We start from the raw sequence: 16,326 nt of genomic DNA, 5'->3' as shown, positions 1-16,326 counted from the left end.
CCAGCCCGCTGCGATCGTGATCATTCTGCGCCGGCGCGGCGGCGGTGCTGCTGTTGGCGACCATGATGGTATCAGTCCTCACGCTTGGCTCCCGGGGGCGGCCCACCACCGGTCATGGTTATGGTGACGCCCGCCCCCAGCGGTTTCCCCTTTTCCGGTTCCGGCAGAAGCAGGGTGACGATGCTTTGTACCTGGTTGCTGTTGTTGAGATTGTTATGCGCCACGCCAACAGGCAGCACGACCAGCGTGTTGGCCGGGGCTTGATAGCTGGCCATGCCATATTGCACGGTCATCTCGCCCTTGCGCACGAAATAGACCTGATCGAAGGGATGCAGATGGGTTTCGCTGCGTCCGCCGCCCGGCAGCATGTCGTTCAGGCGTTCCAAAACATGAGTTGAGCCGGTCGCGCGTGAGGCCAGCACCCGCTCGTTGAGTGAGGCATGGCCTGTACCGCCCACCAGTTGCCCCAGCGGCGGGGCGGCCCGCACATATTGCGCAGCATCCTCCACCTTTCGGGGCGTTGCTGGCTTGAACAGGCTCATCAGATCACGGGTCGGCGCTGGGGTGACGACCTCCAGCGCGGCGTCTTCCTGAGCCCCTGTGTTCCAGACCCGATGTGGCACGCCCGCCGGAACCAGCGCCAGCGTCTCGGGCTTCATCTCGAAACGTTCATTGCCGATCTCGATGTTCATCGTACCCTTGAGCACCAGATAGGTGTGATCCACCGGCAGGCTGATCGAACCCTGAGGCGGGGCATGGGCAGCCAGCCTGGTGTAGATCACCCATGAACTGTCGAGCCCCGATGAAGGCCCGGCTAGGATCTCGCCGGAAGCCCGCCCCTTGAAGGGTAAAAAATCCACCGGGCGCAGCGGCCCACGCGCATCAGACAGATGGTACGGCCCGACCGGCCTGAGGGAAGAACCCGGCCGGGCCTCCACCGCACCGGCCTGAAGGGCGCTCAGTGCGGCAAGGGAGAGGAGGGAAAGGGAAGCCTTCATGCATGCGTTCCTTTGCCTGAGACAACGCGCGCGACGGGCCCGCCGCAAGAGAAGCTTGCGGCGCCGGCTCTATCGCCGGTGCCGTTGTAACGGGCGATGTTCGGATAGGCGCAGATCGGGCGAGTCATGTCGGGCGGGCCAGCCTTGGCGCTCCCACCATTAGGACCGCCGTTGGGATTGCCCTGCCCCGGACCGCCGCCTTCCATATGGCCACCGATCAGACGCCTGGGCTCCACCCCATGCTCGACCCATTGTTCGAGCGCGGTGAGCGTATCATGCTCGCCATCCATCGGCGCGCCGGGCACGGGGCCGGACTGGCCGATGTTCCACGGTCCGTCACCGCCGCTGCAATGACCAAGGCCGGGCACCATGAAGAGATGGTAATAGCTGTCGACCAGCGCAGTGGCCTTGGCCACAGTCAGCTTGCGCCGCCTGACCAGAGAGTCGATCAGGCTCTGGCGGAACTTCACAGCTTCAAGCGGGGGAATGTTGGGATCGTCCCAGCCGTGGTACTGGATCACCTTGCCACCCGCCTTCATAAAGGCATCGAGATCGCGGTTGCTTGTGTTCCAGCTGCTGTCCAGCCGCTCGCCGCCGACCATGCGGGCGCGCAGCGCGGGCACGTCCTTGTCGAAATCGAAGGTCAGATATTTCTGCCCCGGCAGATAATCCGGATCGCCATAGGCCATATCCATCAGGAAGCCGCCCCAGGGGCGATCGGGCTTGGCGGGGTTGGTCTTGCCGGTGAAATATTTGTCCCAGCTCAGCTCACTACCCGGCATGATCCCCGCCAGATGTTCCTCGCCTGTGCGTGGATTGCGCGGGCCGGTATAGATGGCGCGCACGATGGCGATCTGGCGCGGGGTGAGGCAGCTGCCGCCCGTCTCGCCCGGCTTGCAGGCCAGCACCTCGACCTTGAAGCGGCACAGGCGCGGATCGGTGAGAAAAGGATCAGAGGCCAGACCGCCATCATGCCCTGCGCATTGCTTGAGCACAGCCCCATGGATGGCGCTGACCTGATCCTGCCGCAGCGCATCGGCAGGGTATTTCAGCGAAGCCTGAAGCGTATTCCACAAGGCACCCAGCTCCTGCCCGATGTGATCGGGGGTGGAGTTGCCGATGACATAGCCGTCGAAATCATCAGTATAACGCAGCAGTTCGGTCAGCCCCTGAATGCCGCCCGCCGAACAGCCGACATAATAGGCATGATCGGCCTTTTTCCCATAAAAGGCCGCCATGATCTGCTTGGAGGCCTGCACAGAGAGATGCTCGCCGCGATAAGCATAATCGACCACCTTATCCGGATGGCCCAGCGCCCATGTAGCATCTTCAGGCGCGCCCGGCGCGTTCATATGGCCAAGATTGGTGACCATCGTGGCATAATGGCGCCGCACCCCGCCCAGCGTGCCGCGCGTGTTGAGCGTGCCCAGAAAGCCGCCATTGCCCAGCGCCTGGAACTTGCCGTTCCATGCCGCGCCCTCGGGCATCCACAGTTCGAACTGGATGTGCGAGTCCTGGGTGGGGCTGATGAAGCCCTGCACCCGGCAGAAGGGCGACGGGGCCTTGTCTCTGGCCAATGCTGGCGACACCTGATCAAGCGAAGTCACCGTTTCCGCCCTGGTCACGGTGACATCCGCCAGCTTCAACGCCGCCAGATCGCCGCATTCCGCCGCCAGAGCGGGCGAGGCGGCCATCACCCCCGCCAGAACAATGCCTGCGCCTAACCCAAGACGCAGCATGGTCTTCCTAGTACTTGCCATGTTTCCCGGCTCCTGTCCCCTCCCGCAACCGCATCCGGGCACCCCTCTCCGGGATGCCCGGATGGTGTTCAGCCTGCCTTGGGGAATTTGATGTCCAGATAGATCACCGGCTCGTCGATCTTGAGCCAGCGATGCGCCACCCCGGCCGGAACCAGAACGATGTCGCCCGCCTTCACCTGCTGCTGCACGCCACCATCGATGCCAGTGCCCGCAAGATCCTTCGGATTGCCCATCCGCTTAGGTCCGGCAGCAGCGGGCACCTGGGGATCGAGGAACATGTCCTTGTGCGTGGCTGAATCATGCCCGGTCACCCCAGTGATCGTGCCGCCGGTTTCCAGAAGGCCGCTGCCCGCGCGCACCACGAAGATCTCGCTCCAGTCCGCATGGGCGTGAGGCGTGTCGGGCTTGAGCAGGCGGATCAGCGAGGTGGAATGGGTGCTGGCGCTGATCAGCCGCTTGGAAAAGGCAGCAGGCGCGCCGCTGGTCTTGTCCTTTGCGCCGTCCTCGATGGCCTGCATCGCGTTTGCGCTGAAATAGACCGAACGGTCACGCGGTTCGCCCGAGGGCGGCGCGGGCTGAGCCAGCGCGGCCGAGGAGGCCAGCACCGCCGCGGCGGCGCCCAGAAGAACCCGCGCCCTCACAGCTTGAACAGTCGCTTGAGGTTGCCGCGCAGGATCAGGTCGCGATCCGCCTCGGTAAACCCGGTCTGATCGATCAGCGAATGGGGGTTGTTGGCCATCTGATTGTCTCCCGGGCCATACATGTTGTCGGTGCCCAGCACGATGCGGTCTGGCCCCACCACATCGGCCAGATAGCGCATGTTCACGGGCCAATAGACCAGCGAGTCAAAATAGAAGCGGCGCATGTATTCATAGACGGGCTGCTTGTATTTGGCCCCGCCCCGGTTCTCCATACGCCCGCCGATGAGCGGCATCGCGCCGCCGCCGCAGGTGATGATGAAGGTGAGGTTGGGATAGCGGTCCAGCGTGCCCGAGGCGATCAGCTTGGCCATGCAGACCGCCACTTCCATCGAATTGCCGACCGAATTGGTCAGGCCCGGGAAGCGGTTGGCCATGGGGTTGGCATTGGCGTCCACGCCAGAGGCGGCATCGTCCAGGCGCTTGCCCAGGAACCAATTGGGCTCGCCATCGAGCGGATGGAGGATGATGGGCAAGCCGATGTCGTGGATGCGTGCCAGCACCGGCTGAAACGCGGCATCGAACAGAAACTCCTTGCCGCCCAGCGAGGTGGGCATATGCACGCAGACGAAGCCCGGCTTGCCCGCCACGCGGTTCAACTCGGCCAGCGAACCCTGAGGATCGCTGACATTCAGTTCGATGCCCGCCAGAAAGCGCGAGGGATTGTCCTTGTGAGCCTGCATCGCTTCGTCATTGGCGACACGCGAGACCTTGGCGCCCTGCTCGGGCGTCACCCATTGCCAGGGGCGGAAACCGCCCAGGGTGAGAACCTGGGTCTGCATGCCATGGGCGTCCATCCACTTGATGCGGCGATCCATGTCATGGTTGATGGGGTCGAGGAAATCAGGCTGCCCCAAATCTGCCTTGGCCTTGAGATAGCCCGCCGGGGCCCAATGCGTATGCACGTCAATCGAGATCGGCGGCGAAGGAAGCTGCGGCTTGATCCAGGGATGCGGGCTGGCTGTTTCGGCATAGCTGCGTCCCAAGCCGCCGATGGGGGCGGGCTCCTTGAACGTACCGGGCTGGGCTTGGGCCAGCCCCCCTTCCCCCACCATCAACCCCGCCGCTGTGGCGACAGCCCCACTTTTGAGGAAATTTCTTCTGCTCGGCATGATGCTCACTCCCAGGCTCCCGAAAGTCTTTGAGCGCCGAAACGAGGATTTCCCTCTTCGGCGCCCGGATTTTTTTGGTTCTTACATCTTCCACTTCACGCCGACGGTGAAGTAGCGCCCCTCAATGTCGTCACCTTGGGCAAAGCCGCCCAGATAGTTCATCTGCGTCGTCCCCCCAGCGCTGGCATAGACCGGCGGGTAGCTGTTGAAGAGGTTCTGGATGTTCAGGAAGGCGTTGAAGTTGCGTGCGACATCAACGCTGAAGTTCAGGTCGGTGTAACCGATCGAGGGCACCGGCGGATTGGCGAAGACATAGGCATAACCCACACCATTGTTGTTGAGCGTGCCATTCTGCCTGAGTGAGGAACGCCACCGCTCCTGCACCATGACATGCACCTTCTCGACCGGATCGAAATTGATGCTGCCCACAATCTTCCACTTGGCGATCGGCGGCAGACCGCCCACACCATCAGCCGCGCCGCCCACATCGACCTGACCCGCCGGACCGTTGTTGTAGAGCAAGGTGGGCTGATAAGTCACCAGCGCGCGGGCACTGAAGGCATGGTTGGCGATCGGATGGGCATAATCCATCTCGAAATCGACGCCATGCGTGGTGAGAGAGGCAACATTGAGCGTCTGCGAATAAAGCAGCGTCGGGAAGTTGGCGGCGGTCGTGTTGCTGAAGGGGAATGGACGCACATAAAGCGAGCACACAGAAGCGGTGCCGCCCGACTGTTCACAGGCCGTCTGCGTCGCGGGCTGCATGCCGGTGATGCCAACCAGCGCGTTCTTGATCTTGATCTTGTAGTAATCGACCGACAGGCTGAAGCCGGGCAGGAAATGCGGCTTGATCACGCCGCCCAACGTCAGCGTATCGGCCTTTTCCGGCGTCAGATTGGGGTTACCCTGCGATTGCTGGCCGATCACCCCCGCCGTGTTGCCGGTATGGATGTCGACATAGTTGGTCGTCGCGATGGTGGCGGGCTGATACAGGTCATAAAGGTTGGGCGCGCGAATATCGCGCGAACGGGTAACACGCAGGGTCAGCTGGTCGCTGACATTCCACACCGCACCGCCCTTCCAGGTCCAGGCATCGCCGCTGGTGTTGTAATTGGTGTAGCGCACCGCGCCATTGAGGTTCAGCGCCTTGAAGAAGGGCTTGTCGGCCAGAACCGGCACCTCCACCTCGGTCGCCACTTCCTTCACGATCTGGCTGACCGGGGTACGCACCGCCGTCTGGCCGCCCAGATAGCGCAGAGCGGCGGCGGTGTTGCTGCAGTTGAACTGAATGCCGGCACAATCGATGGCATCGCTGGGTGAGGCATTGCTGCCCACCGCATAGGTCAGGCGGCGCCATTCGCCCATCACCACCGCCTTCACATCACCGGCGGGCAGATGGAACAGTGATCCCTTGATGTTGGCGTTGAAGTCGGTCATCGAATAATAGACCGAATAGATGATCGGCTGTTCGACATAGGCGATCGCCGCCGCCTGCTCGGTGTTGGTGCCAAGCACGTTGAGCGGCACGCAATTGGCATAAGTGGGGTTGGTGAGCGCCGCATTGCAGACCGTCTTGCCGCCGCTGCTGACAGCGTTGGTCGCGGCGTAGAAGCGTGCCAGATTGATGCCATTGTTGTTGCGCGTGGTCTGGGCGTTTTCGGAACGATAAGCATCAACGCTCCAGTCGAATTTTCCCAGTTTTCCGTCCAGACCGGCATCGACATTGTAATAGCTGTTCAGCACATTGTACTGATACATCGGCAGCTGCAGGTCCATCTTGTTGAGCGTGAAGCTCGAACCGGCAGGCTGGGCGGCAATGGTGGCCTGGTAACCGGCGCCGGCATTGGCAAGATAGGGATTGTTGTAGCCGATCAGCACTGAATATTGCGGGTTCTGCTGTGTGTAGCTCTGCTTGAATTTGCTGAGAATGCCCGTGACATGACCATGAATGCTATCGGTCACGTCATAATCGAAGCGTGCCATGGCACGGTGGTTCACAGCCGCCGCACCGGCGGTCGCCCCCTGGAAATAAGCCCCATCCCCGCCAATGTTGACCGAACTGGACAAGGTCGGCGTGCCAGGCGTGAAGGTCGTGAGCGCTCCGCCTGGGCCGAACTGCAGCCCCTTGAACAGGCCGGTGTTGGCATAGCCGCCATAGGCATAGTTGTTGAGGCGCGCGCCATAAACCAGCGTATAGGGCGAGGCTGCCGTGCCCGAGCCGGTCATGCTGGCCCAATTGTTGAGAAACGGGCGACTGCTGCGCAGGAAGCCGGCATTGTCGGCATATTCATAGCTGGCCTCGAAATGGCCGCGCCCATCATTGAAATTGGCGCCCCAGGCCAGGCTGCCGCCAATCTTGCGATCGTCGCCGTAATTCGAGATGCCCGAATGAAGATCGGTCTTGAGCCCGACGAATTTGGTATCGGTGATGAAGTTCACCACACCGGAAACAGCCTCCGAACCATAGGCCGCCGAGGCGCCGCCGGTCACCACATCCACCCGCTTGAGCAGGGCCTGCGGAATGACATCGACATCCACCTCACCGCGCGTCTGGGTGGAACCCACTCGGCGCCCGTCGACCAGGACCAGACCGCGTGTCGAGCCGATGCCGCGCAGGTTCAGCGTGTTGAACCCGCCGGTGTTGACATTGCTGGTGGTGTTGATCGAGCCAAGCAGGCCCGGAAGCGTGTTCAACCCCTCGATCACGCCGGCTGGCTGGGCCTTGAGCAGCGTATCAACGCTGGCGACAGTCACCGGCGTTGGCGCGCTGTTGCCATTTGTGACCAGGCGCGAACCGGTCACGATGATCTCGCGATCGGGGGTTGAAGCGGTATCCGGAGCTTTGATCTGAACCGTCTTGGCAGTATCCTGAGCGTAAACAGCAGGAGTCAGACAGGCGACAGCAAGCAGGCCGGTGGACGCCCTCAGCGCCCGCCGGATCGGCACAGTATTCATGGATTTCCCCTCCATCATTGGCTTGTGTCAGGTTTGAATCCTGTCGCGGGAAAATCCTTCTGACGAAATTTCCGGCCTCAACGAAGTTTTTGGATTTTGTTGATCCAGCCAAGACTTTCATATGGCGATCGAGCATCAGGCAAGGACTGCAAATCTCTTCTTTTCAGAGATCATTCTTCTGCAGGGAAGCCCTGATGCAAAAATGCTGCGCGGAAAATTTTTGATGCGGATGAGGCAAAGGGACACATCTTTCCATCCGAGATCCGCCATATCTCTCTGCGAACAATTCGCAAAAATTCACATCTGTCCGGAAGGATTTGGGCTGGCGGATGACTCCTGCTCTGTATCCGCTGCAACAACCGCCGACCGCCCTCCTGTTCCCCGGCGGTTACCCTTCGGCCCAGCGGAGCAAGCGATAACAACAAATGACCGATGAGGCTGCCCAGATGACCATGGATTTCTCCCCCGCTCCCCCCGCGGCAGTGACGCGCACCCTGGCTTTTACGCTTGGCCTCACGCCTTTGCTTGCCACCCATGCCATGGCCGCCGACGATGCCGATGCCCAGCACCCCGCGATCATCGTCACCGGACAAAGCGCCGACACCCGTCTGGGGTTCGACAAGATTGCCACGCCGCTGCTCGATACGCCTCAAGCCATCACCGTGCTCAGCCACGACGAGCTTGAGAAACGCGCGGTCAACAGCCTGGCCGACGCGCTGCGCGTGGTGCCCGGCCTCAGTCTGGGCGCGGGTGAAACCAGCTGGCAGGGCAACAACGCATCCCTGCGCGGTTTCACCACGCGCGATGACACCTTTCTCGATGGCATGCGTGACTTCGGCTATTACGACCGTGACACATTCAACGATGAAAGCATCGAGGTGGTCAAGGGCCCGGCGGGCATTCTCTTCGGGCGCGGTTCGACCGGCGGGGTGATCCATCAGGTCAGCAAGCAGGCAAGCCTCACCCCGATCTATGCGGCCAGCCTCGCGGGCGGCACTGACAACACCTTGCGCGCCGCAGTGGACATCGATCGCCCCCTTGGCGAAAACGCCGCCCTGCGCATCAACGCCATGGGCCAAACCGGCAATGTGGCCGACCGCAATGAGGCGCTCAACCGCCGCTGGGGCGTGGCGCCGACCCTGGCGCTGGGACTGGGCACCGACACGCGCTTCACCCTCTCCTATCTGCATCAGGAGGAGCGCAACCGGCCCGATTACGGCATTCCATGGTTCAATGGCGCGCCGGCAAAGGTCGATCGTCGCAATTATTACGGGTTCGCCGATGATCATCTGGACACCACCGTCAATGTGGTGACCGCCAAGCTGGACCATGATTTCAATGCCAACACCGCGCTGCACAGCCAGATCCGCTATTCGCATGACACGCGTGAATTCCGCACCAGCGAGGCGGTGATCCCCGCCACCTATGGCTCCTCCACGCCACTCAGCGCGATCACCGTCACCCGTAATGAATTTTCCGGCAGCAGCGTTGATCAGTTCGCGCAAGGAGTGGTCGATCTGACCAACCGCTTCGCGACCGGGCCGATCCACCATGTGCTCACCACCGGGGTGGAACTGGGGCTGGAAATGCCGCGCCCCACCTACATCTTCCACAATGGTGTGATCACCACCAATCTGGCCAATCCGCAGCCGCAAGGCTTTTCGGAAGCCTCTTCCTATGTGCGGCTGAACGCGCGCACGCGGGCGGCCACCACCGGCCTCTATGCCATCGACACGATGGAACTGGGCGAGCACTGGATTGCCATCGCGGGCCTGCGCTGGGACCGCTATGAGGCGCATTACCGCAGCACGGGCTATGACGTGACCGGCACCACCGTGGCCCATACCGATGTCGATCCGGTCAACCACAAGCTATCCAAGCGGGCGGCGCTGACATACAGACCCAGCGGCAACGCCAGCCTCTATGTCAGCTATGCTGACAGCTTCGATCCTTCGGCAGAGGGCATCACCTCCCAGATTTCCTCGGGCCGCACGGTGGCTCAGGCCAATCTGAACGTGGCGCCGGAAACCGGGCGGATCATCGAGATCGGCAGCAAGTTTTCACTGGCGGGCGGGCGCCTGTTGTGGACCACCGCCCTGTTCGACATCCTCAAGAACAATGTCCGCGTGCCCGATCCCGCCAATTCCGCCTTCAACACCAACGGCGGCCGGCAGCGGGCACGCGGCTTCGAGACCGAGTTGGTCGGCAATCTCACCAGAGCCTGGACGCTGCGCGCGGGCTACAGCTACCTCCATACCGAAACCTTGTGGACCGATAACCCCACAGCCGCCGGATCGCCGCGCATCGGGGCGCCGCTGCCGCTCTCGCCGCGCAGCAGTGGCAGTCTGGAGACCGATTATGCCATCACCCCGCGCTTTTCCGTCGGCGGCGGCATGATGTATCAGTCAAGCCGCCTGGGGCAGAACACCAACAGTTCTTTCCTGGTAGCGCCCGGCTATGTCACCTTCGAGGCAAGGGCGCATGTCGATGTGACGAAGAACCTGTCGCTTCAGGCCAATCTCTACAACGCCACAAACAAGCTCTATTATGATCAGTTGCACCCCTTCCATGTGATCCCCGGGGCAGGCCGCAGCGCGCTGTTTACCGTGAGCTGGAAGCAATAACACCTCAGAAACGCAGGCGCAGACTCAGGGTGACATAGCGGCCCTCAATATCGTCACCCTGAGCATAGCCACCCAGATAGTTCATCTGGGTAGAGCCCCCGGCGCTGGCATAGACGGGCGGCCAGGCGTTGAACACATTTTGCACGCTCACATTCGCCTCAAGATGGCGGTCGATGGTGCAGCGCAGCGCCAGATCGGTGTAGCCTATCGCGGGCACATCGCCATAGGCAAAGACCAGATCGGGATTGCCATGCTGGCGCAGCGCACTGCGCCAGCGTTGCTGCAGCGTGACGCCCAGCGTGCTGCTTAGCGCATAGTTCATGCTGGCGGTCACCCTGACCGCTGGCAGCGGCGGCAGCCCACCAACCCCATCGGCCGCCCCGCCCACATCGACAATGTTGCCCGTGCTGTTGTCATAACGCAGCGTGGGCTGCCAGGTCACCAGCCCGCGCATCGACAATGCGCGACCGGCCAGGCGCGTGTTGTAATGCGTCTCGATATCCAGGCCCTGTGTGGAAAGCGCGGCGACATTGAGCGTTTTGCTGATCAGCAGCGTTGGATAGTTGGCCGGGCTGGTATCGGCAAAGCCATGGGGCCGGATGTAATAGGCACAGAAGGGAGAGATGCCCCCCGAAGCCTCGCAGGCAGCCTGCGTCGCGGGCTGGAAGGCCGGAATGTTGACCAGCGCCTGGCGGATACGGATGTTGTAGTAATCCACGGTCAGGCTGAAACCGGGCAGAAAGCGCGGCGCGAATACGGCTCCCACCGTCAGCGTATCGGCCTTCTCGGGCTTGAGCGCGGGGTTGCCCTGCAACACCTGCGCGACCAGGCCCGATGTGTTGGTATGCAGATCGGTGTAATTGTTCACAGCCACCGATTGCGGGCTGTAGAGATCGTAGAGATTGGGCGCGCGGATGTCGCGCGACCGGGTCATGCGCAGGGTCAGCCCGTGGCCTGTCTCCCATAGCAATCCGCCCTTCCAGGTCCATGCCGCGCCGCTGGTGTCGTAATGGGTGTGACGCACCGCGCCATTGAGCGTCAGGACCCGGGCAAAGCGGTGGTAGGCAAGCAGGGGCGCCTCCACCTCAAGCGCCTGTTCGATCACTGTCTGGGACACCGGGGCCAGCGCTGCGACCGCACCGCCCAGATAACGCAGGCTGGCCAGCGGGCCGGTGCAGTTGAAGGCGATACCCTGGCAGTCCATGGCATCGGCAGGTGAGGCATTGCTGATGACATCATAGGAGGAGCGCCGCCACTCCCCCATCACCGCCATTTTCACCGTGCCGGCGGGCAAGGCGAAGATCGGTCCGCGCAGACTGACATTGGCGTCCGTGGTCACGAAATGCTGCGTGCTGATCAGCGGCTGTTCGATATAGGCAATGGCGGCAGCTTGCTCTGAACCAACGCCGAAAAGGTTTAGCGGCACGCAATTGGCATAGGTCGGATTGGTGAGTGCGGCCTGGCACACGGCATGGCCGCTTCCATCGCTCACCGCATTGATGGCGGCATAGAAGTGGGCCAGATTGATGCCATTGTTGTTGCGCTGGGTCTGATGAGATTCGGTGCGATAGGTATCGGCCGCCCAGTCGAGCCCGCCCAGCTTGCCGTTCAGCCCCGCATCGAGGTTGAGATAGGTTTCCCGCGCGGTGATCTGGTAATTGGGCAGGCCCGCATCCAGCTTGCTGAACTGGAAGCTGCTGCCCGCCGGCTGCGCCGCGACAATGGCCTGATAGGCAGGCTGAAGGTTGGCAAGGTAGGGGTTGTCATAACCGATCGACACCGCGCTGAACAAGGGGTTCTGCAGCGTGTAGCTTTGCTTGAACTTGCTGAAAATGCCCGAGACATGCGCCCCCAGCCTGTCGTTGAAACGATAGTCAAGCCGGGCCATGGCCCGGTTGGCCACTTGCGCGGCCCCCGCTGACGATCCCGTGAAATAAGCGCCATCGCCCCCGATGTTCACCCCCGAGGTGGCGGTGGGCGTCCCCGGATCGAAGGCAGTCAGCGTGCCATTCCTGGCAAATTGCAGCCCGCTCAGCGCTCCTGAATTGATCAGTCCGCCAAAGCTTGCCGAATTGAGCGTCGCCCCGCGCGCCAGCGTATAGGGGCTGGCCGCGGTCCCCGATCCCACCAGGCTTGCCCAGGGCGAGAAGAACGGGCGGCTGGAACGCTCAAACCCTGCATTGTCGCTGTATTCATAGCCCAGTTCCACATGGCCACGCTCCTGCGCAAAGCGCCTGCCCCAGGCGGCGCCCACCCCGTGCTTGGCATCGTCTCCATAGCGCGAGATGCCGCTGCGCATATCCACTTTCAGGCCGGTAAAGTCGGTGTCGGTGATGAAATTGACCACCCCCGACACAGCATCCGACCCATAGGCCGCCGAAGCCCCCCCCGTCACCACATCCACCCGCCGCAACAGGATTTGCGGCAACACATCCACATCAACCTGGCCCGTTGTCTGGGTCGATCCCACGCGCCTGCCGTCGATCAGGATCAACCCGCGTGTGCTGCCCAGCCCGCGCAGGTTCAGCATGTTGTAGCCGCCGCTGTTGACATTGCTGGTCAAGTCGATCGACCCCTGCAGGCTCGGCAAGCCGTCCAGCCCTTCGATCAAACCACCGGGCCGGATCGCCAGCCGGTCATCCACCGCCATCGTCGTGACCGGCGTGGGTGACCGGTTGTCATGTGCGATCACCAGCGATCCGGTCACGATGATCGGCTGAATATCGAGTGTTTTGACCGGCGATTGCGCGGGCAGCAACTGTCGATACGGGTGGTCGGACTTATGCGGCTGGTCCGGGAGGCGAGGCGCCCGGCGGGGGCGCATTTCAGCGGCCACGATGATAAAAATTTGCGGACCGGTCTGGCGCGCCTGCAATCCCGTGTTGTCGAGTAGGCGATCGAGCGCTTCGCGTGGCGTCAGATTGCCCTCGACCGGATTGGTCCGCTTGCCGGCCAGCACGCGACGGGATGCGACGATTTGCAAGCTCCCCTGCCGCCCGATGGCATCGATTGCTGTATCGGCAGGCTGTGCGGGGATCGAGAAGTGATGCGTCTGTTGCGGGCGCGTTTGCGCCTGGGCGGGAACGGCCGTCACCCCGGCGGCACAACACAGCAATGCGAAAACAGCCTGACGAACCAGCCCGATGGCCATCGCCCTTTCATCCCCACTGTCCACACCTCCGGTTTCGGATGGTGCGGTTCTCCCATAAAATATCTTTTTTTGTCAGATTTCCGCCGTTTTCTCGGCGCGTTCTATTTTGATAAAGGCCGGATTGCTCATGTCAACGCGCAGGTTGAAACTGTTGCGCACGGCAATGGCAAAACCTTCCGGATCATTGAAACGAAATTGTCCCGCCATCTGCTCGCCCGCCACTTCGGGATCGGTCACCAACAGTTGACGCTTGTTGTAACGGTTGAATTCATCGGCAGCATCGGCCAGCGTCGTGCCCGACAGACGGATCATGCCCGAACGCCAGGCCAGGGCCCGCTCGACATCGCCCTTCTGGTCGGAGCCATAATGGATTCTGGCATTGTCGGTCATCAGCAGACGCTCGCCCGCGCCCAGGCGGATACGTTGCGGCCCACTTCCCGACCAGGCTTCCACCACCCCTTCGGTCACCAGCACCTCGACCCCGGCATCACGCCGACGCACCGAAAAAGCCGTGCCCACCGCGCGCGCCTTGACCTGGCCGGAAGTCACCACAAAGGGTCGCTGCGCATCCTTGGCCACCTCGAACCAGGCCTCGCCCTGATGAAGATCAACGCGGCGGGTATGCTCCTCCAGCCGCACAGCCAAATTTGTGTTTGAATTCATCGTCATCACCGAACCGTCCGACAACGGCACACGGCGGACCTCGCCCAGGCGTGTAGCATAGGACTGCCCGGCATCAAACAACGTGAAACGCGCCACCACACCAGCCACGCCAGCGGCCATGGCCCCGACCAGCACCCTGCGGCGATGCCACAGGGGCCGGATCACCGCCCAGTGTTCAGAGGGCACGGCCTCCTCGGCAACATCATGGCTTGCCAGACCCGCATCGATGGAAAGCCAAGTCGCATGGGTTTTCAGCAGAAGCCCGTGGTTGCGTGCATCGGACTCCAGCCAGGTCTGAAGCTGCGCCTCTTCCTGCGCGGACATCGCACCGCCATCCATGCGCGCCACCCAGAGATCCGCCATCTCCTGCCGCGTGTGTTCAGAGCCTGTCATTGCAAAACCTTTCCAAGACGGCCTTTGGTCACCCCCCCTTCCTCATCCGCCTTGTGGTGGGTCGCCTGCCATGCCTCGCGCACGGCGCGCACGCCCACCCATATCTGTTTTTCGACGGCTTTTTCAGTTATATTCAGATGGGTCGCAATTTCTTTCTGCGACCATCCCTCGATTTTGCGCAACTCCACGATCCGGCGACAACGCTCCGGCAGGCTGGAGATCAGATGCATGACTTTTTCATAGGCCATGCGATGATGAGCCACCTCTTCCAAAGACACAGCGGGATCCTCACCAAAGGATTCCAGCTCCGCAATCTCCTCGAAAGAGACGATCGACGCACGCTTGAGCTTCCGCAGGAGCAGATTGCGCGCGATCGAGAAAAAATACGCCGGAGGCGAGGCGATCTCTTCGAAGCTGTCGATCCTGGCGATCCGGCAATAGGCCTCCTGCAGCAGCTCATCGACATCTTCGGGCGAAACACGGTTGCGCAGAAACCAACCGCGAATGCGGTTTTCATGAGGCAGAATCTCTCGCGCTACCCACAGGGACATACGCCGATGACGCTCCAATCCGGTTTCAGCCGTGCCTTCCGTGACCGCCTCCCGATCTTATCATTATCACCTTATGCATGATTGGAGTCCCAGCTACGGAAAATCCTTCCGCACATTATTATTTTCTTCAAAGCATTGAAAATGCTTTCATGTTTTCGCAGCCGCCACCAGCATGCCCTATACAGGCCGCGATTGCCAAGACTACCGACGACATTCCTATCACAAAGAGCGCATCACTTACTGGCGAGAAGGAAATCTCGGTGGAAGGTATCTCGCCACCTGCCATGCTCATTGCAACGATGCGCGAGGTTCGATCCGTTACCCGGGAAATCTCGGGCTTAAAAATAATCTCCGGCACACTTGTGGAATTTCGCGGTCGCAGCGTCATGGCTCACACACTGTGTGCACATGAGTATGCAAAGCTGTCGAAGGAACACGACAATGCCGAACATCGAACGCGCTTCGCGCAGACCTTTTCCCGCCCACAAGGAGTGCCGATAAACGCCAAAATGATGGCATCAGGCTTCAAATCAAAGTCTCGTGAGCCTTGTAGCTGTAGCAAAAGCAACCCTGCCGCCGTTTCTGCTCTCGGGAAAGATCACCATCATGTTCTCCAGATATGGCCTTGCGCTGGCCACCTTATTAGCCGTCGGCCCTGGCATGGCACCCGCACAGGCGGCCCTCACCGCCGGAGCGAGCAAGGCCGCCATCGATCTGCCCGCCAGCCTGCTGCCTCTGGATGACTTCACCACACTGCTCGATCCGCTCAACGTGCGGGTGCTGGTGCTGGCCGATGGCGGCAGCCGCGCGGCCATCGCCGTGCTTGATCAAACCTCGCTCAGCGCCAACGACATCACGGCGATGAAAGATGCCGTGGCCAAGGCAACCGGCACATCTGCCGGAAACGTTCTGATCGTGGCCAGCCACACCTTTTCCGCGCCACATATGTTCATCTTCGGCAAGGGCGAGGAGGGTGAGCGCACCAAGGTCTATGTCGCCAACATCATGCAGGCACTGACCACCGCCGCCCAGCAGGCCGCCCACAATGCGGCGCCCGCCACCCTGACCTTCGGCACCGCCAGCAGCGCCGTCAACATCAACCGCAATGTCGAGATGGCCGACGGCTGGTGGCTGGGCGCCAATGAGGCCGGGCCTTCGGACAAGACCCTCTCCCTGCTGCGGATCGACGGGGCAGACCATCGCCCGATCGCCACGCTGGTCAATTATGGCGTGCAATCCTCGATCATGGATCACACCGGTGGCGAAGGCGCCACCGGCAAGGCCGTCAGCGCCGATCTGGCCGGGGCCACTACCCAGCATATCGAGGAGCATCTGGGCGGGATCAGCCTGTTCATGACCGGCGCGGCGGGCGATCAGGTGCCCGCCTATACCGCGCTTCACAATGTCTATGATGCGGCGGG

10 protein-coding genes are annotated in these 16,326 nt (G+C 61.8%); 2 read left to right on the top strand and 8 right to left on the bottom strand.

Annotated features, from left to right (window positions below):
- Window positions 1-71: 71 nt before the first annotated feature.
- The 5 genes from SR3_RS28250 to SR3_RS28230 form a co-directional block, all read right to left on the bottom strand.
- Window positions 72-998 carry a cupin domain-containing protein gene (locus SR3_RS28250; protein WP_084456014.1) on the bottom strand — a complete coding sequence of 309 codons (927 nt, stop codon included), beginning with the start codon at window positions 996-998 and terminating at the stop codon, window positions 72-74.
- The gene (locus tag SR3_RS28245) at window positions 995-2,758 is read right to left on the bottom strand and encodes a tannase/feruloyl esterase family alpha/beta hydrolase (RefSeq protein ID WP_084456013.1); all 1,764 of its coding nucleotides are present in this window, start codon (window positions 2,756-2,758) and stop codon (window positions 995-997) included. Before SR3_RS28245 ends, SR3_RS28250 begins: the two co-directional genes overlap by 4 nt.
- Before the next feature lie 68 nt (window positions 2,759-2,826).
- Window positions 2,827-3,399, bottom strand: a complete 573-nt coding sequence (locus SR3_RS28240; protein ID WP_068094069.1) for a cupin domain-containing protein — start codon at window positions 3,397-3,399, stop codon at window positions 2,827-2,829.
- Window positions 3,396-4,568 carry an amidohydrolase family protein gene (locus SR3_RS28235; protein WP_157099176.1) on the bottom strand — a complete coding sequence of 391 codons (1,173 nt, stop codon included), beginning with the start codon at window positions 4,566-4,568 and terminating at the stop codon, window positions 3,396-3,398. Before SR3_RS28235 ends, SR3_RS28240 begins: the two co-directional genes overlap by 4 nt.
- An 81-nt stretch (window positions 4,569-4,649) precedes the next feature.
- Window positions 4,650-7,523 carry a TonB-dependent receptor domain-containing protein gene (locus SR3_RS28230; protein WP_068094064.1) on the bottom strand — a complete coding sequence of 958 codons (2,874 nt, stop codon included), beginning with the start codon at window positions 7,521-7,523 and terminating at the stop codon, window positions 4,650-4,652.
- A gap of 425 nt (window positions 7,524-7,948) precedes the next feature.
- On the opposite strand from SR3_RS28230, the gene SR3_RS28225 reads away from it, so the two are divergent.
- On the top strand, window positions 7,949-10,147 hold the full coding sequence (locus SR3_RS28225) for a TonB-dependent receptor (protein ID WP_068094062.1): 2,199 nt from the start codon (window positions 7,949-7,951) through the stop codon (window positions 10,145-10,147).
- Between the two features lie 4 nt (window positions 10,148-10,151).
- Here the strand turns inward: SR3_RS28225 and SR3_RS28220 are convergent, their stop codons facing one another.
- From SR3_RS28220 to SR3_RS28210, 3 genes are all read right to left on the bottom strand, one after another.
- A complete protein-coding gene (locus SR3_RS28220) occupies window positions 10,152-13,298 on the bottom strand; it encodes a TonB-dependent receptor (RefSeq protein WP_068094060.1) in 3,147 nt (1,048 codons plus the stop codon).
- Window positions 13,299-13,370: 72 nt separating this feature from the next.
- On the bottom strand, window positions 13,371-14,300 hold the full coding sequence (locus SR3_RS28215; protein ID WP_245654140.1) for a FecR family protein: 930 nt from the start codon (window positions 14,298-14,300) through the stop codon (window positions 13,371-13,373).
- Between the two features lie 50 nt (window positions 14,301-14,350).
- The gene (locus tag SR3_RS28210; RefSeq protein ID WP_068094055.1) at window positions 14,351-14,905 is read right to left on the bottom strand and encodes an RNA polymerase sigma factor; all 555 of its coding nucleotides are present in this window, start codon (window positions 14,903-14,905) and stop codon (window positions 14,351-14,353) included.
- A gap of 606 nt (window positions 14,906-15,511) precedes the next feature.
- Between SR3_RS28210 and SR3_RS28205 the strand changes: the two genes are divergently transcribed.
- Window positions 15,512-16,326, top strand: an 815-nt coding sequence (locus SR3_RS28205) for a hypothetical protein (protein ID WP_218018901.1), incomplete at its 3' end; no start/stop codon positions are given.

The sequence above is a fragment of the Novosphingobium rosa NBRC 15208 genome (genome assembly GCF_001598555.1).
GTDB lineage: Bacteria > Pseudomonadota > Alphaproteobacteria > Sphingomonadales > Sphingomonadaceae > Novosphingobium > Novosphingobium rosa.
Note: the sequence above shows the minus strand (reverse complement) of the source record. Positions and strands in the feature narration are given on the sequence as shown.

Bases quoted from the DNA above. Each gene is read 5' to 3' on its own strand.
- SR3_RS28250 (WP_084456014.1), bottom strand. From the start codon at position 998: ATGAAGGCTTCCCTTTCCCTCCTCTCCCTTGCCGCACTGAGCGCCCTT.
- SR3_RS28245 (WP_084456013.1), bottom strand. From the start codon at position 2,758: ATGGCAAGTACTAGGAAGACCATGCTGCGTCTTGGGTTAGGCGCAGGC.
- SR3_RS28235 (WP_157099176.1), bottom strand. From the start codon at position 4,568: ATGCCGAGCAGAAGAAATTTCCTCAAAAGTGGGGCTGTCGCCACAGCG.
- SR3_RS28230 (WP_068094064.1), bottom strand. From the start codon at position 7,523: ATGAATACTGTGCCGATCCGGCGGGCGCTGAGGGCGTCCACCGGCCTG.
- SR3_RS28225 (WP_068094062.1), top strand. From the start codon at position 7,949: ATGACCGATGAGGCTGCCCAGATGACCATGGATTTCTCCCCCGCTCCC.
- SR3_RS28220 (WP_068094060.1), bottom strand. From the start codon at position 13,298: ATGGCCATCGGGCTGGTTCGTCAGGCTGTTTTCGCATTGCTGTGTTGT.
- SR3_RS28215 (WP_245654140.1), bottom strand. From the start codon at position 14,300: ATGGATGGCGGTGCGATGTCCGCGCAGGAAGAGGCGCAGCTTCAGACC.
- SR3_RS28210 (WP_068094055.1), bottom strand. From the start codon at position 14,905: ATGTCCCTGTGGGTAGCGCGAGAGATTCTGCCTCATGAAAACCGCATT.